Source organism: Saccharopolyspora kobensis, assembly GCF_900108315.1.
Taxonomy (GTDB): domain Bacteria; phylum Actinomycetota; class Actinomycetes; order Mycobacteriales; family Pseudonocardiaceae; genus Saccharopolyspora; species Saccharopolyspora kobensis.
Genome location: NZ_FNVB01000006.1, coordinates 283,182 through 307,410 on the forward strand (window position 1 = coordinate 283,182; position 24,229 = coordinate 307,410).

The 24,229-nt window shown below is 71.9% G+C and carries 22 protein-coding genes; 12 read left to right on the top strand and 10 right to left on the bottom strand.

Annotated elements, in window-relative coordinates:
• The first annotated feature begins 22 nt into the window (after positions 1–22).
• Complete coding sequence (locus C4T78_RS21770) at positions 23–664, top strand: response regulator (RefSeq protein WP_177247537.1); 642 nt, start codon at positions 23–25, stop codon at positions 662–664.
• 111 nt (positions 665–775) lie between these two features.
• Here C4T78_RS21770 and C4T78_RS21775 read toward each other — a convergent pair whose 3' ends face one another.
• From C4T78_RS21775 to C4T78_RS21790, 4 genes are all read right to left on the bottom strand, one after another.
• Positions 776–1,954 (bottom strand): GAF domain-containing sensor histidine kinase, encoded by a 1,179-nt coding sequence (locus C4T78_RS21775; protein ID WP_093351239.1) that lies wholly within the window; start codon positions 1,952–1,954, stop codon positions 776–778.
• Positions 1,955–2,106: 152 nt separating this feature from the next.
• The gene (cydD, locus tag C4T78_RS21780; protein WP_093351052.1) at positions 2,107–5,364 is read right to left on the bottom strand and encodes a thiol reductant ABC exporter subunit CydD; all 3,258 of its coding nucleotides are present in this window, start codon (positions 5,362–5,364) and stop codon (positions 2,107–2,109) included.
• Between the two features lie 181 nt (positions 5,365–5,545).
• The gene (gene cydB / locus C4T78_RS21785; protein WP_093351050.1) at positions 5,546–6,559 is read right to left on the bottom strand and encodes a cytochrome d ubiquinol oxidase subunit II; all 1,014 of its coding nucleotides are present in this window, start codon (positions 6,557–6,559) and stop codon (positions 5,546–5,548) included.
• A gap of 20 nt (positions 6,560–6,579) precedes the next feature.
• Positions 6,580–8,079, bottom strand: a complete 1,500-nt coding sequence (locus C4T78_RS21790; protein WP_093351236.1) for a cytochrome ubiquinol oxidase subunit I — start codon at positions 8,077–8,079, stop codon at positions 6,580–6,582.
• A gap of 233 nt (positions 8,080–8,312) precedes the next feature.
• On the opposite strand from C4T78_RS21790, the gene C4T78_RS21795 reads away from it, so the two are divergent.
• From C4T78_RS21795 to C4T78_RS21830, 8 genes are all read left to right on the top strand, one after another.
• Entirely contained in the window at positions 8,313–8,519 is a 207-nt protein-coding gene (locus C4T78_RS21795; protein WP_093351047.1) for a hypothetical protein, read from the top strand.
• 41 nt (positions 8,520–8,560) lie between these two features.
• The gene (locus C4T78_RS21800) at positions 8,561–9,097 is read left to right on the top strand and encodes an RNA polymerase sigma factor (RefSeq protein ID WP_218161562.1); all 537 of its coding nucleotides are present in this window, start codon (positions 8,561–8,563) and stop codon (positions 9,095–9,097) included.
• Positions 9,094–9,891, top strand: coding sequence for a hypothetical protein (locus C4T78_RS21805; protein WP_093351045.1), 798 nt, complete (start codon positions 9,094–9,096; stop codon positions 9,889–9,891). The genes C4T78_RS21800 and C4T78_RS21805 overlap by 4 nt, the downstream gene beginning before the upstream one ends.
• A 1-nt stretch (position 9,892) precedes the next feature.
• A complete protein-coding gene (locus C4T78_RS21810) occupies positions 9,893–10,603 on the top strand; it encodes an ABC transporter ATP-binding protein (protein WP_218161561.1) in 711 nt (236 codons plus the stop codon).
• Positions 10,600–11,835: a hypothetical protein gene (locus tag C4T78_RS21815; RefSeq protein WP_093351042.1), complete on the top strand. Its 1,236-nt coding sequence runs from the start codon at positions 10,600–10,602 to the stop codon at positions 11,833–11,835. The genes C4T78_RS21810 and C4T78_RS21815 overlap by 4 nt, the downstream gene beginning before the upstream one ends.
• A 170-nt stretch (positions 11,836–12,005) precedes the next feature.
• Positions 12,006–13,202: an ABC transporter permease gene (locus tag C4T78_RS21820; RefSeq protein WP_093351040.1), complete on the top strand. Its 1,197-nt coding sequence runs from the start codon at positions 12,006–12,008 to the stop codon at positions 13,200–13,202.
• 78 nt (positions 13,203–13,280) lie between these two features.
• Positions 13,281–14,804: a glycosyltransferase family 39 protein gene (locus tag C4T78_RS21825; protein WP_093351037.1), complete on the top strand. Its 1,524-nt coding sequence runs from the start codon at positions 13,281–13,283 to the stop codon at positions 14,802–14,804.
• Positions 14,805–14,865: 61 nt separating this feature from the next.
• The gene (locus C4T78_RS21830) at positions 14,866–15,567 is read left to right on the top strand and encodes a GOLPH3/VPS74 family protein (protein WP_177247536.1); all 702 of its coding nucleotides are present in this window, start codon (positions 14,866–14,868) and stop codon (positions 15,565–15,567) included.
• Between the two features lie 44 nt (positions 15,568–15,611).
• Here the strand turns inward: C4T78_RS21830 and C4T78_RS21835 are convergent, their stop codons facing one another.
• The 5 genes from C4T78_RS21835 to C4T78_RS21855 form a co-directional block, all read right to left on the bottom strand.
• Positions 15,612–15,983, bottom strand: coding sequence for a four-helix bundle copper-binding protein (locus C4T78_RS21835; protein ID WP_103908148.1), 372 nt, complete (start codon positions 15,981–15,983; stop codon positions 15,612–15,614).
• Positions 15,984–16,074: 91 nt separating this feature from the next.
• The gene (locus tag C4T78_RS21840) at positions 16,075–16,947 is read right to left on the bottom strand and encodes an NAD(P)H-binding protein (protein WP_093351030.1); all 873 of its coding nucleotides are present in this window, start codon (positions 16,945–16,947) and stop codon (positions 16,075–16,077) included.
• 389 nt (positions 16,948–17,336) lie between these two features.
• A complete protein-coding gene (locus tag C4T78_RS21845) occupies positions 17,337–18,032 on the bottom strand; it encodes an IclR family transcriptional regulator (RefSeq protein ID WP_093351027.1) in 696 nt (231 codons plus the stop codon).
• A gap of 4 nt (positions 18,033–18,036) precedes the next feature.
• Positions 18,037–19,242 (bottom strand): fumarylacetoacetate hydrolase family protein, encoded by a 1,206-nt coding sequence (locus tag C4T78_RS21850; RefSeq protein WP_093351025.1) that lies wholly within the window; start codon positions 19,240–19,242, stop codon positions 18,037–18,039.
• Positions 19,239–20,105, bottom strand: a complete 867-nt coding sequence (locus C4T78_RS21855) for a hypothetical protein (protein ID WP_177241938.1) — start codon at positions 20,103–20,105, stop codon at positions 19,239–19,241. Before C4T78_RS21855 ends, C4T78_RS21850 begins: the two co-directional genes overlap by 4 nt.
• A gap of 288 nt (positions 20,106–20,393) precedes the next feature.
• Here C4T78_RS21855 and C4T78_RS21860 point away from each other — a divergent pair, with 288 nt between their 5' ends.
• Positions 20,394–21,173: a DUF2470 domain-containing protein gene (locus C4T78_RS21860; RefSeq protein WP_093351022.1), complete on the top strand. Its 780-nt coding sequence runs from the start codon at positions 20,394–20,396 to the stop codon at positions 21,171–21,173.
• A 219-nt stretch (positions 21,174–21,392) separates the two neighbouring features.
• Here C4T78_RS21860 and C4T78_RS21865 read toward each other — a convergent pair whose 3' ends face one another.
• The gene (locus tag C4T78_RS21865) at positions 21,393–21,752 is read right to left on the bottom strand and encodes a hypothetical protein (RefSeq protein WP_235863454.1); all 360 of its coding nucleotides are present in this window, start codon (positions 21,750–21,752) and stop codon (positions 21,393–21,395) included.
• 129 nt (positions 21,753–21,881) lie between these two features.
• Between C4T78_RS21865 and C4T78_RS21870 the strand changes: the two genes are divergently transcribed.
• Positions 21,882–22,682 (top strand): CPBP family intramembrane glutamic endopeptidase, encoded by an 801-nt coding sequence (locus C4T78_RS21870; protein ID WP_093351227.1) that lies wholly within the window; start codon positions 21,882–21,884, stop codon positions 22,680–22,682.
• Between the two features lie 200 nt (positions 22,683–22,882).
• A complete protein-coding gene (locus C4T78_RS21875) occupies positions 22,883–24,091 on the top strand; it encodes an arginine deiminase (protein ID WP_235863453.1) in 1,209 nt (402 codons plus the stop codon).
• Positions 24,092–24,229 lie beyond the last annotated feature (138 nt).

Genomic DNA, 24,229 nt, shown 5'->3' on the forward strand with positions numbered 1-24,229 from the left:
GTACCTACGTAGCGTGGGTGTCGTGCCGGTGAGCGTGCTGCTAGTCGATGATCATGAGGTGGTCCGGCGCGGTCTGCGCGACCTGCTGGACACCGAGGAGGACGTCACGATCGTCGCCGAGGCCGGTGGCGTCGGCGAAGCGCTGGTGCGCGCGCAGGCGACCGGCCCCGACGTCGCCGTCATCGACATGCGGCTGCCCGACGGCGACGGCCTGGAGCTGTGCCGACGGCTCCGCGAGCTGCCCGAACCGCCGTACTGCCTGGTGCTGACCGCCTTCGACGACGAGGCCGCGCTGGTCGGGGCGATCAACGCCGGGGCCTCCGGCTACCTGCTCAAGCAGGTCCGGGGCCAGGACCTGGTCAACGCGGTCCGCGAGGTGGCGGCGGGCCGTTCGCTGCTGGATCCGGTCACCACCGGTCGGGTGCTGGCCCGGCTGCGCCAGTCCAGCAATCCGGAGCAGGACGAGCTGGCGTCGCTGACCGAGCGGGAGCGCCGGGTGCTGGAGCTGATCGGCGAGGGACTGACCAACCGCCAGATCGCCGAACAGCTGTTCCTGGCGGAGAAGACGGTGAAGAACTACGTGACCTCGGTGCTGGCCAAGCTCGGCATGGAGCGGCGAACGCAGGCCGCGGCCTGGGTCGCCCGCCGCCAAGGCCAGCTCTGACCCATGCTCAGCGCGGCTGGGACGAGCCGCTCTGAGTCGAGGCCCCGATGCCTCTCTGCGGACCGTGACGCAAGAAGCCCCGGAAACGCGAGAGCATCCCGAACGCAACAGTCACTGTGAATCGCGGAGAGGCGGGACAGCGGGGCTGAGCGGTACTTCCCAGGTCACCGTGGTGCCGCTGTCGGGGGACGAGGTCAGCACGCAGCGGCCTCCTGCTGCGACCGCGCGTTCTTCGAGGTTCCGCAGGCCTCGCTTGCTCACGTCGCGCGGGATCCCGCAGCCGTCGTCGACGACCTGCAGGAGGAGTCCGGCCGTCGAGCGGCGGACCCGGACCAGCACCGCCTTCGCCCCGGCATGTCTGACCACATTGGACAGCGCTTCGCGCAGGGCGGCGCGGGCGTGGTCGGCGACCTGGACCGGCACGTCCGACAGGTCGCCCTCGATCTCCAGCCGCGGCGGGCGGCCCAGCAGCTCACCGGCGATCTGCACCTCGGAACGCATCGAGTCGTCCAGCGCGGGCGCCTGGTCGGGGGTTTCCGGGTCGGCCGAGCGCAGCGTGCGGGCGGTGGCCCGGACCTCGGCGATCGCCTGGTCGATCTGCTCCATGGTCTCCGCCAGCCGGGAGGCGTCGGCGGGCGCGAGCTGCCCGGACAGCCGTCGCTCCAGCACCTCCAGCTGCACACCGGTGGCGTAGAGCCGCTGCACGATCACGTCGTGCAGATCGCGGGCGATGCGCTCCCGCTCCTGGTACACCGCGATCCGCTGCCGCGCCGTGGAGCCTTCGGCGAGCACGAGCGCCAGCCCGGCCTGCGCGGCGAACGAGGTCAGCACGTCGACCGCGACTCGCGTGAACGTGCTCGCGCCGCGCCTGCGGTAGACCGCCAGCGCGCCCAGTCGGCGCTCGCGGGTTCCGAACGGGGCGACCGCGAACGGGCCGTAGACCCGCAGCGCGGCCGGGACGTACGGGGCCGTGAGCGGGTCGTCGATGAGGTCGTCGACGACGACCGGGACGCCGCTGCGGGCGACGCGCGCCGCGGCCGACCGGGAGGACAGGACGGTGCCGACCGGGTCGCCGAGCGGGCCGGTCGCGGACGGCGCGCCGTAGGCCGCTTCGACGGTCAGGCGGCCGTCGTCGGCGCGGACGGTGACGACGCCGAGATCGGCCTCGGCCAGTTCGGCGGCGCGGCGGACGACCAGCGGCAGCACCGCGTCGGGATCTTCCGCGGACAGCGCCACGCGGGTGATCTCGGTCGATGCCGCCAGCATTCGCCGGGCGAGGGAGGAATCCATGTCGTGCACGAGGCTATAGCTCCAAACCGGTCGCTGGCGCCTCCTGACTACGCAGGTCACAGGCGGTGGGCTGCGCGAGGAACACGACCCGACTTCCTACCGCGACGCGGGCGGCCGGTGCGACATCGGCTTCCGGCCAGCGGAGTCCCCGATCACCCGACGACGGCATGGCCCTGCCCGGCTTCCGCGCGGACCACGCCGTTCTCCACGCGCAGGACGACGTCGGCGCGCTCGGCTTCCGACCAGCGGTGCGTCACGTGCACCAGCGTGCGACCGCGCAGCTCCTGCGTCAGGCGGTCCAGGAGCGCTTCAGCGGTCGGGACGTCCAGGTGCGCCGTCGGCTCGTCGAGCAGCACCAGCTCCGCGTCCGGGACCAGCAGCGCGCGGGCCAGCGCCAGGCGCTGCGCTTCGCCCCCGGACATCGCGGTGCTGCTGACCGCGGTGTCCAGCCGGTCGTCCCAGTCCGGCAGCCCGGCCAGCCGGAGCGCCGCGATCAGTTCGTCGTCGCTCGCTAGCGGCGCGGCCATCCGCAGGTTCTCGCGCACGGTCGTCGACACCAGCTGCGGTTCCTGCGGGCACCAGCCGATCCGCTGCGGCACCCGGGCTTCACCGCTCTCCTCCCGCAGAAATCCCAGCAGCAGCGCCAGCAGCGTCGACTTGCCGCCTCCGGAAGGCCCGACGATCGCCACGTGCGTCCCGGCAGGCACACGCACGTCCACGCCTCGCAGCGCCGGTTCGGCAGCGCCCGGCCAGCGCACGTCGACGTCGGCGAGCTCGATCCCGCCGTCCGTGTGCGCCTTCCGCTCCGCAACGTCGCCGGATACCGCGAGCAGCGGTTCCAGGCGGTTCTGAGCGGTGCGCAGCGAACGCCACTGCTGCGCGGCCGGAGGCAGCAGCGCGACGGCCTCGGCCACCGCGAGCGGCACGAGCCCGAGCAGCGGCGCCAGTTCGGGCGCCAGGCGACCTCCGGACACCGCCGCCGCTCCGAGCCACGCGCCGCCGAGCACCGCGATGCCGATGAGCACGGTGATCACCGCTGTGGCCGCACCCGCGCCGAAGGCCGCGCGCCGGGCTCGCGCGGCGAGCCGCGTGTCCTCCGCCGCCAGCTCGGCGCGCTGCCCGGTGTGCGCGCCGAAGGCGAGCAGTTCCGCCGCGCCGTCGAGAAGTCCCAGGACACGGGCGGCCACCCGCCGCCGCCCCTCGGCCACGGCCGTCGTCGCGCGGCGCTCCGCCACCACAGCGGCGAAGGGGCTCGCGAAGCACGCCACGAGGAGCACGACAGCGAGCAGCACACCCGCTTCGGGCAGCACCAGCGCCTGCACCACGACCGCCACGACCATCACGATCACGGCTACCAGCGGCGGGAAGATCACCCTGGGCACCAGATCGCGGACCGCGTCGACGTCGTCGACGAGACGGGCGACGCCCTCGCCCCGGCGGAGCCCGGCGGTGCGCACCGGTCCGAGCCGGACCAGCGCGTCCCACAGCCGACGGCGCATCCGGCCGGACATCCGGAACGCCGCGTCGTGCGTGACCAGCCGTTCCACGTAGCGCAGCACCGCGCGCGACAGCGCGAAGGTGCGCACGCCGACGACCGCGACCGACAGCGTCAGGATCGGCGGCTGTTGCGAAGCGCGGGCGATCAGCCAGGCCGACGTCGCGGCCAGCGCGAGACCGGAGAGCAGCGACAGCGCACCGAGACCGGTGCCGAAGAGCAGGCGCGGGGACAGCAGGTCGCGGAGTCGACCGCGGGCGGCGGGAAGGTCGGGCGCAGCGGCCGGGGCGGCCGCGAGCGCCTGCTCGGAGCGCTCCGCGGCGGCGTCCGGCCGGTGGCTGGCGAGCACCACGGTCGCACCGGCGTCGGCGGCGCGACGGATCGCGGTGTTGATCCGGTGCGCCGTGGCGGTGTCGAGGTGCGCGGTGGGCTCGTCGAGCAGCAGGATCGTCGCGTCGCCGCGCAGCCGGAGCAGAGCGCGGGCCACCGCGACGCGTTGCCGCTCCCCCGTCGACAGCTCGTCGGTGCGGCGGTCCCGGAGGTGCCCCGCCGCCGCCTCGGCCAGCGCTTCGCCGACGTGCGCCGACAAGTCCGGCTGGTCGGCCGTGGCGACGGCGAGTTCGTCGGCGACCGTGCCGCCGGAGAAGGTCGGGCGCTGCGGCACCCAGGCGATGCGGCGGCGCCACTCCGCGGGCGCGAACTCCGCGATGTCCACCCCGTCGCAGGTGATCGTGCCGCTCTCCGGTTCGGCGAAGCCGAGCAGGACCGCCATCGTCGTGGACTTGCCGCTGCCGCTCGGGCCGATGCCGTCGAAGCCCTCCAGCCGCACGATCTCGCCCGGCCGCGCGGTGAAGCTGAGCCCGTCCGGCGCGAAGGCCTCCCGCCGCCGCACCCGGAGCCCGGCGATCCGCAGCTCCCCGGCACGCGGAGCGCCGGAACCCGGTCGGGATCGCTGGTCGCCGGGATCGCCGCTGACGATCTCGTCGACCCGGCGGACGGCCTCCACGCCGTCCTCGCTGGCGTGGTGCGCGGCGCCCGCGGCGCGCAGCGGGAGGTAGCACTCCGGGGCCAGGACCAGCACCAGCAGGCCGGTGGCCAGGTCGAAGTCGCCGGAGACCAGGCGCAGGCCGATGCCCACCGCCACCATCGCCACCGACAGCGACGAGAGCAGCTCCAGCACCAGCGCGGACAGGAACGCGACGCGCAGCGTGGCGACCGTGGTGCGGCGGTGCGCGTCGCTGACCCGGCCGACCACCTCGCCCTGGGCCCGCGCGCGGCCGAACGCGGTGAGCACCGGCAGCGCCCGGATCAGCTCCAGCAGCTGCCCGGACAGCCGCTGGACGGCGTCGGCGGCCCGGGAGGTGCGCTGCTCGGTGTACTTGCCGACCAGCCAGGCGAACAGCGGGATGAGCGGCACGGTGATCACGATGACCAGCGCGGAGACCCAGTCCGACCACAGGATCCAGGCGCCCACCAGCGGCGGCACCACGGCCGCCGTGACCAGCGCGGGCAGGTACTTGGTGAAGTACGCGTCGAGCGCGTCGAGGCCCTTGGTGGCCAGCGCGGTCAGCTCGGCGGGCCCGCGCCGATGGATCCACTCCGGGCCGCGGCGCAGCGCGGAGTCCAGCAGCAGGCCGCGCAGCTCCTCCTTCGCGCCCGCCGCGGCGCGGGCCGACACCGACTCGGTCGCCCACCCCAGCACGGCGCGCGCGACCACGGCGCCGGCCAGCACGATCAGGTAGTCGCTGATCTCGCCGGGACCGGCGCCGCGCGTCACCACCGCCGCGAGCGCGCTGCCCAACGCCCAGGCCTGCACGATCAGCGCGATCGCGTTGCCGACCGACAGCAGCCCGGCGACCACGAGCGCCCGGCGAGCCGACGCCGACAACCGCGGCAGCGCACCCAGCGGACCCATCACTCGCTCCTCACCACTACGTCCTGCAACGACCCGCCCCACAGTGTCGAGGGAACCGGTGATTTCGCGGTGCTCGACATGCCCCGGTGTGTCCGGCGCCCGACACGCCGACAACCCGCGCAATTTCAATGGAAATCAGACGTCTGATTTCCATTGAAATTGCGTCGAGCAGCGGGAGGTGTCATGCGGAGGGGGCGTGCACCGGCGGGATGTGCTTGGTGCCGATGCGCTTGCGGAACACCCAGTACGTCCAGCCCTGGTAGATCAGCACCGCCGGGGTGCCGAAGGCCGCCACCCAGGTGATCACCGTCAGCGTGTACGGGCTGGACGCGGTGTCCGCGATCGACAGCGAATTCGTGGCGTCCAAAGTGGACGGGATCACGTTCGGCCACAGCGCGCCGAACAGCGTGATCACCACGCTCGCCAGCGCCACGCCCTGCAGCGCGAACGCCTGCCCGTCGCGCCACCGGTACAGCCGCGCGAGCCCGGCCAGCGCCGCCACGAGCGCGATCACCAGCGGCACCCACGTCCACTCGGAGCCCTCGGTGAACTGCGCGATGAACAGCAGCGCGATCACCGGCAGCAGCAGCGGCACGCCCATGCGCAGCGCGAAACGCCGGGCCCGCTCGCGGATCTCGCCCTCGGTCTTCAGCGACAGGAACACCGCTCCGTGCAGCAGCGAGAACCCGCACACCGCCAGCGCGCCGACGATGCTGGGCACGCTGAAGATCGTCCACCAGCCGCCGACCCGGTCACCGCGCTCGTCCAGCGGCAGCCCGAAGACGTTGGCCGACAGCACCAGCCCCACCACCAGCGGCGAGATCCAGGAGGCGGCCACGATCACCCGGTCCCAGTTGCGCCGCCACCGGTGGGTGTCCACCTTGCCGCGGTACTCGAAGGCCACACCGCGGCCGATCAGCGCCACCAGCAGCAACAGCAGCGGCAGGTAGGCGGTGCTGAACAGCGAGGCGTACCAGCCGGGGAAGGACGCGAACATGGCGCCACCGGCGACGATCAGCCACACCTCGTTGCCGTCCCACACCGGGCCGATCGTGTTGATCAGCACGCGCCGCTCGACGTCCTTGCGGCCGAGGATCGGCAGCAGCATGCCGACGCCGAAGTCGAAGCCCTCCAGGAACAGGTAGCCCAGCCACAGCAGGGCGATCACGCAGAACCAGAAGGTGGGCAGATCCATCGCAAGTCCTCTTCAGCTCGTCAGTACGCGAAGGACAGGGCTTCGTCGGCCTTCTCGCCCTCGGGCGGTTTCGGCGGCATCACCGCGTCGAACCCGCCGCGCACGTAGCGCACCATCAGGAAGATCTCCACGATCGCCAGCACGCCGTAGAGCGCGGTCAGCGCGATCACCGAGGTCAGCATCTCGCCGGCCGTCACCCCGGCGGACACCGCCTGCGCGGTGTACATCCACACGCCGTCGATGCCGGAGGGATCGGGGTTGGGCGCCACCACGAACGGCTGGCGGCCCATCTCGGTGAACACCCAGCCCGCGATGTTGCCCGCGAACGGCAGCCCGATCGCCGCCACCGCCAGCGGCGCCCACCAGCGGCCCTTGGGGAACTTCTGCTTGCGGGTCAGCCACAGCACCGCCACCGCGCCGAGCGCGGCCAGTCCGCCGAAGCCGATCATGAACCGGAAACCCCAGTAGGTGACCGGCAGGTTCGGCGTGTAGTCGATGGGCTGCCCGGCGAACTGGCCCAGCCGCGGGTCGTCCGGGTAGTGCGTGCCGTACTTGGCCTGGTACTCCGGGATCAGCGCCTGGACGCCCTTGACCTCGCTGGTGAAGTCGCCGTTGGCCAGGTAGGACAGGATGTAGGGCACGGTGATGCTCTTGACGTTCTCGCAGTCCGGGCGGGTCACGTCGCCGACCGCGAAGATCGAGAAGCTGGCCGGGGCCTCGCTGTGGCAGAGCGCCTCGGCGGAGGCCATCTTCATCGGCTGCTGCTGGAACATCAGCTTGCCCTGGATGTCGCCCGAGATCGCCAGCCCGGCGAAGGCGATCACCGCGACCCAGGCGCCCAGCCGCAGCGAGCCGTGCCAGGCCTTGCGGTCCTCGTCGTCGACGGCGGACTTGCGGTGGTGGCGGGCGATCTGCCAGGCGGCGATGCCGATCAGGAACGACCCGGCGACCGCGAAGCAGCCGAAGACGGTGTGCGGGAACGCGGCGAGCACGGTGTTGTTGCCCAGCACCGCCCAGATCGAGTTCAGCCGCGGTCTGCCGTCCACCAGCTCCACGCCGACCGGGTGCTGCATCCAGGAGTTGGCGGCCAGGATGAAGTACGCCGACAGCACGGTGGCCAGCGAGAACGCCCACGCGCAGGCCAGGTGCACGCCCTTGGACAGCTTGTCCCAGCCGAAGATCCACAGGCCGAGGAAGGTCGACTCGACGAAGAACGCGAGCAGGCCCTCCATCGCCAGCGGCGCGCCGAAGACATCGCCGACGAAGCGCGAGTAGGCGCTCCAGGCCATGCCGAACTGGAACTCCTGGACGATGCCGGTGACCACGCCCATGGCGAAGTTGATCAGCATCAACTTGCCCCAGAACTTGGTCATCTTGAGGTAGCGGTACTTGCCGGTGCGGTACCAGGCGGTCTGCATCCCGGCGACCAGCACCGCGAGCCCGATGGTCAGCGGAACCATCAGGAAGTGGTAGACGGTCGTGATCCCGAACTGCCATCGGGCGATGTCGAGCAGATCCACGATGTCCACTCTGTCCACGCCCGGGTGAAATCCGCAGAGGCAAGGGCCCTTTATCGCCCGGACGAGGGTCCTATGGCGGACAGGACCTTGGTCCCATCGACGCAGCGGATTCATCCTCACCGGCCGGATTACTTCTTACCAGCCGCATCGGGTGACGGGAAAGATGTTCCGGCGAAAACCGGATCCGCCCGCGGTGCGTACTACCCGGTGGACCCGAACGGAGAGGACCTGCCATGCGAACACCGGTAGTCGCCGCCGGCGTGCTCGCCGCGGTGATCGCGCTGCTGATGAGATCGCGCCGCCGGACCACCGCACCGCCGCCGCGCGGACTGCGCGCGCTCCCGGGCGGGCACCGCCGCACGGCGAGGCGATTGGCGCGCACCGACGTCGTCGTGGTCGCCGAACCAGGCGGTCAGGCGCCCGGGCGGTCGTGCGGATGAGCGCGGAAAACCGTTTCACGTTCTCCTGCGTCTGACCGGGCGTGCGGGAGGAACAGAGCGACGAGGAGCTGCTGCGGGCCGTGGCCCGCGGCGACCGGGCCGCGTTCGACGCGCTCTACCAGCGCAACGCCGGGTGGCTCGCGGCGCGGCTGCGGCGCCGCTGCGACGATCCCGGGCTGGCCGCCGAGGTGCTGCAGGACTGCTTCCTGCTGGCGTGGCGCTCAGCGCGGTCGTTCGACTCGCGGGGCAACGCCGCCGCCTGGCTGTGGACCATCGCGTCCCGGCGGCTGATCGACGCGCACCGCCGCCGCGGCGCCCGCGTCCGGTCGTCCGGCGAACCGGCCGAGTCGGCGCTCGTCGCGGACTCCGCCGAGTCCGAGGTGATGGACCGGACGCTCGCCCCGGAGCTGGCCGCCGCGATCCGGCTGCTGTCCCCGGAGCTGCGCGCGGTCCTGCAGGCCACCGCGCTCGACGGGCGCACGGTCCGGGAGACGTCGGCGCTGCTCGGCATACCCGAAGGCACGGTCAAGACCCGAATGCGCAAAGCCCGCCGCATGCTGAAGGAGGCACTCGCATGACGCACGAGCACTTCCCCGCGTCCGCCCTGCGTGCCTACGCCGCCGGTCAGGCCGCCGAAGCCGACGCCATCGAGGACCACGCGCTCGGCTGCGCCCCGTGCCGGCAGCTGATCAACGAGGCGGCAGCGGGCGATCCGCTGCTGGAGCAGGTGCGGGCCGCGCTCACCCCGCTGCCGCCGCAATGGCCCCGGCCCGGCCGGTGGCGGCGGATCCGGGTGCTGCTCAACTCCGCGCCCGCCGTGCGCGGCGCGTGGCTGTTCGCCGTGCTCTTGGTGCTGGCGTGCGCCATCGGGCTCGACCAGATCACCCCCGAAGACAGCTGGTGGTCGCAGCACGGCTCCGCGCTGCTGCTGTTCGCGCCCGTCCTGCCGGTGCTCGGCGTCGCGCTGTGCTTCGGGCCGTTCGGCGACCCGGCTCACGAGATCACCGCGGTCACGCCGTTCGGCGGGTTGCGGCTGGTCCTCTGGCGCACCATGTCCGTCCTGCTGACGACCGTCCCGGCAGCCGCGCTGGTCGGCGCGATCACCGGGCGCGCGTCGGTCACGACCTGGCTGCTGCCCTGCCTGGGGCTGACCGCGCTCACGCTGGCGCTCGGTTCGCTGTTCCGGCTGGAGATCGTCGCGGTCGCGGTGACCGCGACCTGGTGGGTGCTCGTCGGCGGGCCGCTGTTCAACGAACAGGTCCCGGTGCTGGTCGACCGGCCGCTGCCGCTGCTGTGGTCCGCGCTGATGGCCGCCTCCGCCACCGTGCTCTACCTGCGCCGCACCCGACTGCACTCGAACTTCGGGAGTTGACTTGCCCCCCACCGAGATCCGCGACCTGACCGTCCGATTCGGCCGCCGGACCGCGCTGAGCGGGATCAGCGCCGACCTCGACGACGGCGTGCTCGGCCTGCTCGGCCCCAACGGCGCCGGGAAGTCGACGCTGCTGCGGGCGCTGGCCACGCTGGTCACGCCGACCAGCGGCTCGATCCGGCTGCTGGGCCGCACCGACCTGCGCGAGATCCGCCGCCGGCTCGGGTACCTGCCGCAGGAGTTCGGCTACTACCCGCGGTTCACCGCGCGCGAGTTCGTCGAGCACTTCGCCTGGTTGAAGGAGGTCCCGGCCGCCGAGCTGCCGCTCGCGGTGGACCGGGCGCTGACCCGCGTCGGGCTGGCCGACCGCGCCGACGAGAAGCTCAAGAAGCTCTCCGGCGGCATGCGCAGGCGGGTCGGCATCGCGCAGGCCATCGTCAACGACCCGGAACTGCTGCTGCTCGACGAACCGACCGCCGGACTGGATCCCGAGCAGCAGGTGGAGCTCCGCGAACTCCTCCGCGAGCTCGGCGAAACCAGCTGCGTGGTGCTGAGCACGCACGTGATGGGCGATGCCGGTGCCTGCGACCAGATCTGGGTCCTGGAATCCGGGCGGCCGCTCTTCCGGGGCGCACCGGACGAGCTGGGCAGCGGAAACCTGGAGGAGCGCTACCACGCGGTGCTGCGCGCGAACCGGAAGAGCGCGGCGTGATCCGGGCACTGCGCCGGGAGTTCCGCGCCGCGGTGCTGCTGTCGCCGGCCGTCCTCGCCGCGCTCACCACGCTGCTGCTCGTGCAGCCCTGGGGGGCGCTCAGCTGGAACGCCGTCGCCCAGTCCATGCGGTTCGGCATGCTCTACGCGGGCCCGCTGATGGCGACGGCCGGTGCCTGGACCGCAGGCCGGGACCTCCGCCGCGGCACCCGCGATCTGCTGGCCACCACATCCCGGTCGACCTGGCGGCCGCACGTGGTGGCCTGGGCGGCGCTGACCGCGGCTGCGCTGCTCGGGCTGGTGCTGACCTGCGCAGTCGCAGCGATCTTCGTGCAACCGATCACCGCGAGCGACGAGCTGTGGGTCCCCGAGCTGTTCCTCTGCGTTCCTGCTTACGGGGCGCTGGTCGCGTTCGGGATGGCGCTGGGCCGGTTGGTGCGGTGGCGGTTGATCGTCGCGCTGACCCCGGTGCTGACGTTCCTGGGCATCCTCTTCGCCTCTCGGCGGGACTGGTCCGCACCGGTGTCCCTGACGATGAACGCCGGCCCGGCGAGCGACTACGCGACGTTCACCGGCCTATCCAGCGCGCTGCAAGCTGCGTGGTACGCCGCCATCGCGGTGGCTCTCCTCGCCATCGGCGCGGCACGTCGGCGGTGGCTCGCCCTGCCGCCGATGGCGCTGGCCATCGCGATGTCGGTGCAGCTGGCCTCGATGCCCTACGACGAGCACATGCGCGACGACCCGGCGGCCGTCCAGCAGGTGTGCACCACGACCGGCCCGCCCGTCTGCGTACCGCGCTACCAGGAGCCGGTGCTCGACGAGCTCGCCGGTCTGGTGCAGCCGATGCTGGTGCGGCTCGACGGAATCGCCTCGGCTCCGACAGCAGTGCGGTTCTCCCACCGATCGGACGACGGACCGGCCTGGACGTTCGACTCGACGTTGACCGGGCGACTGGTGGATCCGCAACGCAATCGCGTAGCGCTGGCGCACCTGCTGCTGTCCCTGGAACCGGATGGACGGCACTACGCCGACTGCACGCCGACAGTGCACGGCGAGTACGCGTCCGTCGCGGAGGCCGCCCAGCACTGGCTGCTCGGCGACATCCCGCGAGCACAACAGCTCCTCGACGGAAGAGCCCCCGACCGCGAATGGATCGCCGCCTACTTCGCGGCCAAGGCGAACTGCGACGGCGAGGCGATGCGCTTGCTGGTCCCAGCCACCGCGAACGCCTGATCGCACAACGAAATCGCGACGCCGTCCTGGTCGGACGGGCACAGCGCACCCGGACCACGCGCGGTCGACCGCCGCCGCACACCCAGAAAGGGCCTGGAAATGATGCCGATCAGCACTCCTCGACCGCGTCCGGTCCGCCCAGTGCTGCGCGCGAACCGGAAGCGCGCGGCGTGATCCGGGCGCTGCTGCGCGAGCTGCGCAAGGGCGCACCGTTCGCGCTGGTGGTGGCGGCCGGTTTCACCGTGCTGGTGTTCCTGCAGCCGTGGTGGGCGGGCAACTGGAACGCGCTCACCACGGCACTGCGGTTCAGCGTGCTCTACGTGGGCCCGCTGATGGCCGCCGCCGGCACGTGGGCGGCGAACCGGGAGCACCGCCGGGGCACCGCGGAACTGCTGACCACCACGACGCGGCCGGGGTGGCAGCCCTTCCTCGCGTCCTGGCTGGCGCTCACCCTGATCTCGGTGCTCGGCATGGTGATCGCGATCGCGGTCGCGGCGTTCTTCGTCATCCCGACCGCCGCGCCGACGAGTGGTCGGTGGCTCCTGACGATGCTGGCGAACGTGCCGATCTTCGGCGCGATGGTGGCCTTCGGCGCGTTGCTGGGCCGGTCGGTGCGGTGGCCGCTGATCACCGCGGCGACGCCGCTGCTGACGTTCACCCTGATCGTCTACATCGAGGTCCCCAGCTGGTCTTCGGCGATCGGCGTAGCGCTCGGCCCGAACGACATCGCGAATTCCAGCATGTTCACCGCTTTCTCGAGCGCGTTGCAGGCCGTGTTGTTCAGCGCCATCGCGGTCGCCCTGCTCATCGCCGCGGTGGCGCGGCGACGATGGCTCGCCCTGCTGCCCGCGGGGCTGGTCATCGCCGTGTCGGCGCACTTCTCCGGGTTGTCGCACGACCAGCACGTGGCCATCGACTCGGCGGGCGCGCAACCGGTGTGCACGACCAGCACGCCGAAGGTGTGCGTCCCGGAGTACCAGCAACCCGCGCTGGCCGAGGTCGCCGCCTTGACGCAGCCGATGTTGCGCAAGCTCGACGGGATACCCGGCGCCCCGACCGAACTGCGCACCGGAAGCGGCAGCCCGGCGGACGAAGGCCTGAACACCTACCAGCACCCCATCACCCTCACCGGTCGGCTCGCGGATCCCGACCGCGAACGCGAGCTGATGGCGTCGTACCTGGTCCTGCCTCGCCAGATGACGTGTCCCGGCCAGGACTTCTTCGACGCATACGGGATCGCCGCAGCCTGGCTGCTCGACGACCGGCCCGACGGCCCGCCCGGGCGCGAGTGGATGGCCGCGTACTACGCGGCGTACCGCGACTGCGACCCCGAAGCCATCGGGGAATTGGCCACCACAATTCGATAGCGCTCCGAAAACGCATCCGCACGCCTGAATTCGACGAATTCAGGTGCTGACCTCGCACGCCCGGAAAGGGGCCCGGACATGACCACCGCGCTCGCGAGAACCGTTCCGCGGAAACCCGATTCCGCGCTGCACCCGATGACCTGGCGACCGGTGCTGCTGATCGCCTCGGCGGTGGCCGCGGTGCTGGTGCTGGTCAGCCCGCGCTACGGGTACTTCGCCGACGAGCTCTACTTCATCGCCGCCGGGCACCACCCATCCTGGGGCTACGCCGACCAACCGCCGCTGATACCGCTCATAGCGTCCACTTTGGACAACATGGTTCCCGGTTCGCTCGTCGCGCTGCGCTTTCCGGCCGCGCTCGTCATGGCGGCGGGCGTCGTGGTCACCGCGCTGATCGCGCGCGAGCTCGGCGGCGGCCGCCGGGCGCAGATCGCGGCGGCCGGGACCTGGGCGGTCACCGCGCAGTTCGCCAGCGCCGGGCACATGCTCACCACCTGGTCGATCGATCCGGTCCTGTGGACGACCGCCAGCTGGCTGCTGGTGCGGTGGACCCGGCTGCGCGACGACCGGCTGCTGCTCTGGGCCGGAGCGGTCACCGCGGTCGCGCTGCAGGTCAAGTTCCTGATCCCGGTCCTGTGGCTCGGCGTCGGGATCGCCGCGCTGCTGACCGGCCCGCGGGAACTGCTGCGGCGCCCGCTGCTCTGGTGCGGCGCGACCCTCTGCGCGCTCACCCTCACGCCCACGCTGCTCTGGCAGCACGCCAACGGCTGGCCGCAGCTGCAGATGCCCGCCACGGTCGCTTCCGAGAACTCCACCGGCTGGCTGACCCTCCCGCTCGCCGTGGCTTGCGCCGGGCTCGTCGGCGCCGCGGCGGTCTGCTTCGGCACCTGGCGACTGCTGCGCGCCCCGCACCTGAGCCCGTACCGCTACCTGGGCTGGGCCGCGATCGGCATCGCGCTGGCGTTCGCCGCCGTCGGCGGGCGGCCGTACTACGTCGCCGGGCTGTTCGGGCTGCTCTACGCCGTGGCGGCGGTCGAGCGGGAGCACCGCCCGACCCGCGGCTGGATCGTCGGGACCGCCTACACCGCCTCCGCCGTCATAGCGATCGCTGCGCTCCCGATCCTGCCGATGTCGATGATCCCGAAGCACGACGTGTTCGCCCGGGGCAGCATCGGCTGGCCCGAGCTGACCGCCGCGGTCGCCGACGCGCACCGCAGCACCCCGCCGGGCACCGAGGTCATCACGCACGACTACTGGTCGGCGAGCGCGCTGCACCACTACGGCCCGGCGATCGGGATCACCGAAGTGCACAGCGGGAGCCGGGGATTCTGGCACCTGAGCCGGCCGAGCGGCGGCCAGGTGCTCTACGTCGGCGGCACCCGCGACCACCTGCTGCAGCACTTCCGCGAAGTCCGCCCGATGACCACGGTGGACACGGGCCTCGCGGTGGACACCTACTACGAGGGCACGACGATCTGGCTGGCCAGCGGCCCGCGCGCGCCCTGGTCCGACCTCTGGCCGGAGTTCCAGCGCATGGGCATCTTCGACGGCTCCACCGGCACCGGCTCCGAACTCCCCGGAGCGATCACCGGTGTTGCCTGAAAGGGCAGCGATTTCCGCTGAGCGAGCACGCGCACCGAGACGAGCTGCGAAACTGAGCCGCGTGGATGTGCCCATACCGCTTTCCCTGCCAGAGGAGTTCGTCCTGCTGTCCCAGCGGGAAACCGGAGAGGTCAGGTACGAGCCCGCGACGAGCTTCGGCTGCGCGGCGGCCGAGCTCGGTGAACTCCTGCTGCGCGGCAAGATCCGGATCTGGCACAAGGAACGCCGGCTCTTCAGCCGCGCGGTGCTCATCGGGTCCGGCAAGATCGAGCTGCTCGACTCCGGAAGCACCGGACTCGCCTGGGCCGAGGAGGTGCTGAACGGGCTCGTACGACGGCAAGCCGCCAAGCCCAAGCCGGTCACTGTGACCAGCTGGGTACGCCATCGCAGCTCGGACGCGCTGAACCAGCACCGGTCCGCGCTGCTCGCCCGCGGCCTGCTGGCTCACGCGCCACCCGAATCCCGGAGGAAACCCGACCGCTACTTCCCGCACCCCGGCGCGCGGGAGGCGCTGCTCGCCGAACTGCACGCCGCCATCGCAGGTCATCGCCCTTTCGACGGGCGCACCTTCGTCCTGACCCAGCTCGCCAACGCCGACGGGCTCAACAGCGAGATGCGGCGCGGGCTCAGCGTTTGGACCGTCTTGAAGTCCAAGTCGTTCGGGGATGTCCCGCCCAGCCTCCTCCGCGCCACCAGCGCGCTCACCAGTGCGATTCCCAGCCCCTCCACTTCAGGCGGCGGCGACGGCGACGGCGGCGAATGAACCTCCCGGGCCGCGTTGGCGAACGCGACCCGGGAGGAACGGTTTCACGCCGACTGCATCGCCTGCGGGGACATCTGGCGGCACATCGAGGCGCACTGGTTCATCATGTCCGCCAGCTCCGCCATCTCCCGCGATTCCATGCGGCGGCACATCTCGGCGGTCATGTCGCACATGTCGGCGCACATGCCGCACATCCGCACGCACATCTGCACCATGTCCGCGCTGGCCTTCGCCATGCTCGAACAGCGCATCATCATGTCCGCGCACATCCGGCACATGTCCGCGCACGAGATCATCACCATGCTCATCTGCATGGCCTCGTCGCTGCGCTTCTCCATGCAGTGCGACAGCATCCGCTCGCACATGTCGTGGCACTTGTGGCACATGTCGATGCACTGCTGCATTTCGGTGGTCATCTGCCGTGTCATCCGTGGGCCTCCAAAGCACTCGGAAGGGACCCGGCCGCCCGCACAGGCGCCCGAGGGGCTCGGAATACCCCCGAGCGGCCTAGATCGCACGCGCGAAGTCGGCCGCGTGGTCCTTGGCCCACTCCGCGAAGCCGCGGGCGCGGCCGGTGATCGGCGCCGAGGTCGGCATCGGCGGGACCGCCGACTTGTCGAAGTCAGCGAGCTCCGAGGGGTCGGCTTCCGCTCCGGAGTAGTCCTCGAAACCCAGCAGGAAGTCGGCGTTCTCCGCGGCGAAACCGCCCTGAGCGCGGTAGAACTCCCGGGCCTCGTGCGGCGTGACCTCCGCGATGCGGATCTCCCGGCCGACGGCTTCCGCGATGAGCTCGATCTGCTCGCGGTGGGTGAGCAGGTCGGGGCCGTTGACGTCGTAGGCGCGGCCGGAGTGCCCGTCGGCCAGCAACGCCGTCACCGCCACGTCGGCGATGTCCTGCTCGTGCGTCGGGTACCAGGCCACGGCGTCCGGGTTCGGGTCCCGCACGACGCCCTCGGCGCGGATCGACGGTCCCCACATCCACAGCTTGTTCAGCGCGAACTCGCCGGGCCGCACGTGCGTCCACGCCATCCCGGAGGCCTCCACCGCCTGCTCCACGGGCAGGTGGAAGTGGGTGTCGAAACCGCCGGTGACCGCGCCCGACGACAGCACCACGACGCGCTGCACACCGGCCCGCTCCGCGGCGGCCACCACCTCCCGCGCGGTCTCCGGCACCGGGAACAGGAACAGCCGCTCGACGCCCCGGAACGCCTCGGTCAGGCTGTCCGGTCGTGCGAGGTCACCGCGCACCGCCGCCACCCCGGCGGGGAACGCGGCCCGCGGGTTGCGGGTCAGCGCCCGCACCGGCTCACCCGCGTCCGCCAGCCGGCGCACGACGCGGCTGCCGACGTTGCCGGTAGCTCCGGTGATCAGGATGGTCATGCGCGGTCCGCCTCGCTGTCCCGCCTCTCCGCGTTCTTCAGTGGTGGTTGCGCATGGACGGATCTCGCGTTGCGCGGTTCCTTGCGGCTGGGTCGCGTCACGGTCCCATGAGGTGCGGTTGGGCAGGACTCCGGTTGGCACAAGGGCGTCATTACGTCCTCTCGATGAATTCGTTCGGGATGTCGAGCGCTCGACGACGGATTCATCCTGCCCCGCCGATCCCCGGCCGAGCAAACATGAACAAGTTGTTCACATAACTCTCTGACCTGCGGAAACAATTCGTCGAATGACAGCGGAGAATTGCTTTTTCGAGCGCGCGGAAACCCGCGTCGAACTGGGAGAACGCCGCACCGGAGAAGCCGCGCGGAAAAATTCGTCCGGAGCGGGCCTCAGCGCAGGGCCTCGGCCACCGATTCCGCCGTTTCCAGCACCAGCGGGCCGATCTCCTCCGGCACCAGCGGCTGCAGCGCCACCACGCCGACGCTGGCGCGCAGGCCGGGCACCCCGCGCACGGGCGCCGCCACGGCGAACGCGCCCGCCTGCAGATCGCCGCTGCTGGCGATCCACCGCGGCCCGCCCGGCGGGAGGTCCACCGCGCGCCCGGCCGCGCCGCGCTGCACCGGATGACGACTGCCCACCCGGTACGACACGTGGTAGCTGGTCCACGACGGCTCCACCACCGCCACGGCCTGCGCCTCGCTGCCGTCGGCGACGGTCAGGTGCACCGTCGAACCGACGCGCTCCGCCAACGCCCGCAGCGCGGGCAGCGACGCCACGCGCAGCTGCGGCAGCACCCGCCCGGCGAGCCACAGCACGCCGAGGCCCAACCGCACCTTCGAACCCTCGCGGCGCACCAGGCCGCGGCTCTGCAGCGGCCCGAGCAACCGGTACACGGCCGCGCGGCTGACGCCCACGGTCGCCGCCAGGTCGCTGATCGTCGGCGCTTCGCTCTCCGACTCGGCCACCGCCTGCAGCAGGCTCAGCCCGCGCTCCAGCGTCAGCGAGCTCTCCTTCGCCACGGGCTGGGAGTCGCGGGGCCCGCCGAGCGGGGTGCGGATCGGTTCCGGGGTGGTTGGTGGGGCCATCGCGTCACCTCCGAGCAGCGGCCAGCACAGTGCCGGTCACCTCACCGAGCCCGATCACCGTTCCACCGGGCCCGGGCGCGGTCCCGCGCAGCGTCACGCGGTCCCCGTCCTGGAGGAAGGTGCGCTGCTCGCCGTCCTGCAGCGTGATCGGCTCGGCGCCGCCCCAGGTCAGCTCCAGCAGGCAGCCGCGCTGCTCGCGCTGCGGCCCGGACACGGTGCCCGACGCGAACAGGTCGCCGGGGCGCACCGGGGCACCGTTGACGGTCAGGTGCGCCAGCTGCTGCGCGGGCGACCACGACATGTGCTCGAAGCGCGGCCGGGACAGCACCGTCTCGTTGCAGCGCACCTCCAGCTGCAGGTCGAGTCCCCAGGGCTCGGCCTCCAGCAGGTAGGACTGCAGCACGTGGTCCGGCTCCGGCAGCGGGATGCGGGCGTCCTCGAAGGCCGCCAGCGGGGTGATCCAGCCGGCCATCGAGGTGGCGAAGGACTTGGCCAGGAACGGCCCCAGCGGTTCGGACTCCCAGGCCTGGACGTCCCGCGCCGACCAGTCGTTGACCAGCACCACGCCGAACACGTGCTCGGCGAAGTCCGCGGTCGGCACCCGGGTGGCGGCCTCCCCGCCGCAGACGAACCCGACCTCGGCCTCGAAGTCCAGCCGCCGGGTCGGCCCGAACGCCGGGTGCAGGTCACCGGCCGCCTTGCGCTGCCCGCTCGGCCGGTGGACGTCGGTGCCCGAGACGTACACCGTGCCCGCGCGGCCGTGGTAGCCGACCGGCATGTGCGTCCAGTTCTCCGGCACCGGCGCGGCCGTCCGGCGCAGGATCCGGTTGACGTTCTCCACGTGGTGCCGCGAGGAGAAGAAGTCGACGTAGTCGGCGACCGCGAACGGCAGCACCAGGGTGTGCCAGTCGGTGCGCACCAGGCGCGCACCAGCAGGCGCGCGGTCGGCCGACACGATCTCGGTGAGCCGCTCGCGCAGCTCCTGCCAGCGCTCCCGCCCGGCCGCCAGCAGCGGATCGAGGGAATCGGCCGAGACCAGCTCGGCGAGTCGAGGTCCGAGCGCCTCGGCGACGCCGCGCAGCGGCAGCGCATGCCTGCCGACCCGCACCGCGACGACCGGACCGCTGCCGGTCACCAGCACCCCGTAGGGCAGCGTCTGCGGCCCGAACGGCTGGTCCGGGGCGAACTCCGGATCCTCGATCCAGGTCAAAGCAGTCCCAATCCTTCGAGCTCGACGACCGGGTCCTTCAACGATCGTGCCCCGTAGGAGGCGAAGACGTCGCGGACGGCGTTCGCCGCGTCGTCGGACAGCGCCTTGGCCTCCTCGGCCAGCGCGGCGCCGTCGGTGCTGGCCAGAGCTTCCCGCACGTCCTTGCCCGACAGCGAACGCGCGGCTGCGACCAGCAGGTTCAGGAAGCCGTGGTTGGTGAACCCGGTTTCCGGGTCGGTGCCGCGCACCGCGGTGTGCAGCCCGGTGGTGGCCTTGAACGGCACGTCGAGGCTGGCGGCCACGGCCAGGAAGTCGGTGACCACGTCGACCGAGGGCACCGATTCGGCGGTCTGCCCACCGCAGCGCAGCTTCGGCCAGCAACCGTGCTCGGCGACCCGGCGGATGCCGTCCAGCCAGCCGTCGCCGCCGCGCCGCGGCTCGACGACCCGGATGATGTCCTCGGGCACGAACTCCGACACCCGCTCCAGCCAGATGTCGTCGACGTCCGACGGCGCCGGCATCTCCACCATCCGCAGCGCCAGCAGCTCCTGGCGGCCCTCGATGATCGACAGCGCCTTGGGCACGCCGCCGAGCCCGGTGTCGCACACCAGCGACAGCGGCACCGGCGCGCTCGGCTTGGCCTTGGCCAGCTCGGTGATCAGCTCGGCGAGCCGCGAGGCCTGGCACAGGATCGGCCCGAGCAGTCCGGTGAGGGCGCCGCCGCGCGCTTCGAGGTGGTCGGCCACCACCTGCGGGACGGCCGGCGCTCCCGGCGGGAACAACGAGGCGTCGTCGACCAGGCGGGCGAACAGTGGCGGGATGCCGCGCGGACCGGGCGCGCGAAGCTCAACAGCGCTTGACACGGCTGACACGCTAATGCCGTATCAGCCAGTGAACAAAGGTGCCCGATAAACGGACGTCTGGCGGGGTCATGGGCTCCTCCCTCGCCTGGTTCAGACCTCATCATCCACCCAGCACCGACAGCGGCTGACGGCACCCTTCCCCCACTGCGCGAGATCGCCTCCCGCTGCGGCCTTCCAGCTGGTACTAAGAGCATGTGCGCGGGAGCGGCTCGGGGCGAGGTTCCCCCGAGCGGAGCACTTCCAGACCCCGCGGAGATAAGTTAGGCTTGCCTAAGTTGGAGGTGAGCGGTGAGCGAGACGAGGACCCGGAGACCTGCCACGCCGAGCCCGGCGGAGCGGGCCAGGAGCATCGCCAAGCGCGGTGGCCGGGCGGCGCTGCTGCCGTCCGGCGAAACAGCGGTGCGCGTCGCACCGCTGCTGCACCACGTGCACGCGGACGGCTCCGCCACCGTGCTGCTCGCCGACGACCACCCGCTGATCTCCACCGCCTGGCAAGCCCCGCGCAGCGAACTCGCCGCGGTGCTGGAGGTCGCGGACCCGACGCCCGTCCGGCTCCGCGAACCGGTGCGCGGCCTGCTGTGGCTGACCGGCTGGATGAGCCTGCTGCAGGGCGACGACGCCCGCGCCGAGGTGCTCGCGGTCGCCGAAGAGCGCCCCGACCCGAGACTGCTGGACGCCGGGCACGGCGCGACCGTGCTGAAGCTGGAGTCGGCGTCGCTGGTGCTGGCCGACTCGGAGGGCACCAGCTCGGTGGAGCCTGCCGACTTCCAGGCCGCTGAGCCCGACCCGTTCTGCATGCACGAGGACTCCTGGCTGCGCCACCTGGAGCTCTCGCACCGGGACGTCGTCGGCCTGCTCGGCAGGCACCTGCCGGAGAAGCTGCGCGGCGGCCACATCCGCCCGCTCGGCCTGGACAAGCACGGCCTGCGCCTGCGCGTGGAGTCGACCGACGGCGACCACGACGTCCGGCTGGCCTTCTCCCGCCCGGTGACGACCACCGAGAACCTCGGCACGGAGCTGCGCCGCCTGGTCGGCTGCCCGTTCCTCGCCCAGCAGCGCTCCGCCTGAGATCCCGTCCGGCGAACTCGTTCTGCCCGGCGGTGCGGGTGGCGGATCAGCGCCTGGATCGCGGGCGCCCTGACTCGTGTGACCGGTGCGCGGCGTCCCCGCCAGAGGAGCGCTGAGAACCCGCGGCGATGCCGGTTGCGAGGGTGGGCCGAGCGGCATCGCCGCTTCAAGAAGGGGAGATCGGCCTCGGCTCGATCCGTTGCGCCTGCTCAAGCACCGTCAGTCGTCCTGGACGGCCTCGGAGTCCAGGGGTTCGAGGTGCTGGATCCGGCCGCTGCGGAACCGCAGGCGCGTCTCCCCGGGGCCCACCAGCAGCGCCTCGTCGACGCCGCCGCGCCGGGTGATCATCCACAGGAACGAGCGCGCGACGACCGCCGCCCGCCCGGGTCTGGTCCCGTCGACGAACCGCACCTGCAGCCCGCCCGGATCGCTGTGCCGCAGCTCCACCAGGACTCCGTCGCGCACGCCGAACAGGTCGGCCGCGCCCACCGGTCCGTCGAGCGCGTCGAAGCCGCGCACCGCCTGCAGCACGCGCACCGCGCGTCCGGTGTCGGCCGAACCCCACACGAACACGTCCATGCCCACCTCCGCCGGGCCGTCACCGATCCGACGCCACCGCCGCGCGGGCAGTTCCGGCTCGGGTTTCCCGGTTTTGCCAGACCGGACGGGGGCCGTCACCGGCCCGGGTAGGTTCGTCGCGTGAGCACCATGCGCGCCTGGTTGGCCCCCGCCCGCCCCGGCGACCCCGCCGTCGTCACCGACCGCCGGGAGCGCAAGGCGATCACCATCGAGCTGGTCGTGGTGTTCGCCGTGACGCTCGGGATGTCCGGCCTGCAGAGCCTGCTGTCCCTGCTCGACGCGCTGCTGCGCCCGGAGCCGCTTGCCGACCAGCACGCCGCGATCAACGTCCCGCGCGCCGACCTGGGGCTGCTCGACATGCTCCAGCAGCTGACGAACGTGGCCCGGCTGATCGCCTGGGGCGCGCTGGGCGCGTACCTGCTGTGGCGCGGCGGGATCGCGCTGTGGCGGGTCGGCCTCGACCGCACCCGCCCGGGCAGCGACTTCGTCCGCGGCGTGGGGCTCGCGGCGCTGATCGGCATTCCCGGTCTCGGGCTCTACCTGACCGCGCACGCGCTCGGCCTCAGCCTGACCGTGCAGCCGTCCACGCTCGACGCGGCGTGGTGGCGGGCGCCGGTCCTGACGCTGGCCGCCTTCGGCAACTCCTTCGCCGAAGAGGTCCTGGTGGTGGCCTACCTGCTGACCCGGCTGCGGCAGCTGGGCTGGTCGGAGAACCGGGCGCTGTGGTTCGCGGCGGTGCTGCGCGGCAGCTACCACCTGTACCAGGGCATCGGCGGATTCGTCGGCAACGTCGTGATGGGGCTGGTCTACGGGCGGATCTGGCAGCGCTCCAACCGCCTGTGGCCGCTGATCGTGGGCCACGCCCTGATCGACGTGGTCGCCTTCGTCGGCTACGCAGCCCTCCGCGGGAACGTCACCTGGCTGCCGTAGGAGTGCAATTTCAATTGAAATCAGCGGTGTGATTTCAATTGAAATTGCGCGGACACCCACTGGGGGAGCTCCGGAGCGGGGTCTTCGATCCGGGCGTTCTTCGCAACGTTCTGATGGTCGCAACGGTGTTTTGATTAACGATCCATCGAAAAACGCGCCGGGTGCAGATGTTTTGCATCGTCGTGGCTACGCTGCGAATCGTGACCGAACCACACGTCCAGAGCGAGGTCGGGCCGCTGCACGCGGTGCTGCTGCACCGGCCGGGCACGGAGCTGAAGCGGCTCACCCCGCGCAACAACGACCAGCTCCTGTTCGACGCGATCCCGTGGGTCGATCGCGCGCAGGAGGAGCACGACGCCTTCGCCGAGGTCCTGCGCGGCCGAGGCGTTGAAGTGCTGCTACTGCGCGACGTCCTCACCGACGCGCTGCAGGACTCGCGGGCGCGGGCGGCGGCCGTGCTCAGCGGCGTCGACGAGCTCAGGCTGGGCTCCGACATCGCCGACACCCTGCGCTCCCACCTGTCCACTGTGGACGAGGCCGCGCTGGCCGAGATCCTCATCGCGGGCATGACCTTCGAGGAGCTGCCCGCGGCCGAGGGGCAGTCGCTGGTCCGCCGCATGCACCAGCCGCACGACTTCGCCATCGAGCCGCTGCCGAACCTGCTGTTCACCCGCGACTCGTCGGTGTGGGTGGGCGACCGGGTCGCCATCGCCGCCCTCGCGATGCCCGCGCGGCGCCGCGAATCGGCCCTCACCGACCTGATCTACGCCTACCACCCGCGCTTCTCGCACTCGGCCCGCGCGTACGGCGCGCACTCCGCCCCCGTCGAGGGCGGCGACGTGCTGCTGCTCGCGCCGGGAGTGGTGGCGATCGGCGTCGGCGAGCGCACCACACCGGCCGGCGCGGAGTCCTTCGCGCGCTCGGTCTTCGCCGACGACCTGGCGCACACCGTGCTGGCGGTGCCGATCGAGCAGGCCCGCGCGTCGATGCACCTGGACACGGTCTGCACGATGGTCGACCGCGACGCGGTGGTGATGTACCCGGCCATCCAGCACTCGCTGCGCGCCTACACGCTGCGCCCGGCGGGCGACGAGCTGAAGGTGTCCGGCCCGACGCCGTTCCTGACGGCGGCGGCGGAAGCGATGGAGATCGACCACCTGCGGGTGATCGACACCGGCCTGGACCCGGTGACGGCGGAGCGCGAGCAGTGGGAGGACGGCAACAACACCCTCGCCCTGGCGCCCGGCGTGGTGGTCGCCTACGAGCGGAACGCGGAGACCAACGCCCGACTGGAGGAAGCGGGCATCGAGGTGCTGCGGATATCGGGTTCGGAACTCGGTTCCGGCCGCGGCGGACCGCGTTGCATGTCCTGCCCGATCACGCGCGCCCCACTCCCCGCGATCACCTGATCGGGTAGTCGGCGAAGGCGCCTCCCCGCGAATGAGTCAACCGGAGGCGCCTTTTGCCGAAAGATGATCACTCGAATTGGTGGTGACATGCGCAACTCCAACTCAGAACCCCTACACTGAGCCATCTACCAGCGAAAA

What these genes read in the sequence shown, in the direction of transcription:
- C4T78_RS21795 (WP_093351047.1), top strand. Translation starts at nt 8,313, where the DNA reads ATGCGAACACCGGTAGTCGCCGCCGGCGTGCTCGCCGCGGTGATCGCG.
- cydB (WP_093351050.1), bottom strand. Translation starts at nt 6,559, where the DNA reads ATGGATCTGCCCACCTTCTGGTTCTGCGTGATCGCCCTGCTGTGGCTG.
- C4T78_RS21840 (WP_093351030.1), bottom strand. Translation starts at nt 16,947, where the DNA reads ATGACCATCCTGATCACCGGAGCTACCGGCAACGTCGGCAGCCGCGTC.
- C4T78_RS21775 (WP_093351239.1), bottom strand. Translation starts at nt 1,954, where the DNA reads ATGGATTCCTCCCTCGCCCGGCGAATGCTGGCGGCATCGACCGAGATC.
- C4T78_RS21835 (WP_103908148.1), bottom strand. Translation starts at nt 15,983, where the DNA reads ATGACCACCGAAATGCAGCAGTGCATCGACATGTGCCACAAGTGCCAC.
- C4T78_RS21870 (WP_093351227.1), top strand. Translation starts at nt 21,882, where the DNA reads ATGCGCGCCTGGTTGGCCCCCGCCCGCCCCGGCGACCCCGCCGTCGTC.
- C4T78_RS21805 (WP_093351045.1), top strand. Translation starts at nt 9,094, where the DNA reads ATGACGCACGAGCACTTCCCCGCGTCCGCCCTGCGTGCCTACGCCGCC.
- cydD (WP_093351052.1), bottom strand. Translation starts at nt 5,364, where the DNA reads ATGGGTCCGCTGGGTGCGCTGCCGCGGTTGTCGGCGTCGGCTCGCCGG.
- C4T78_RS21865 (WP_235863454.1), bottom strand. Translation starts at nt 21,752, where the DNA reads ATGGACGTGTTCGTGTGGGGTTCGGCCGACACCGGACGCGCGGTGCGC.
- C4T78_RS21825 (WP_093351037.1), top strand. Translation starts at nt 13,281, where the DNA reads ATGACCACCGCGCTCGCGAGAACCGTTCCGCGGAAACCCGATTCCGCG.
- C4T78_RS21845 (WP_093351027.1), bottom strand. Translation starts at nt 18,032, where the DNA reads ATGGCCCCACCAACCACCCCGGAACCGATCCGCACCCCGCTCGGCGGG.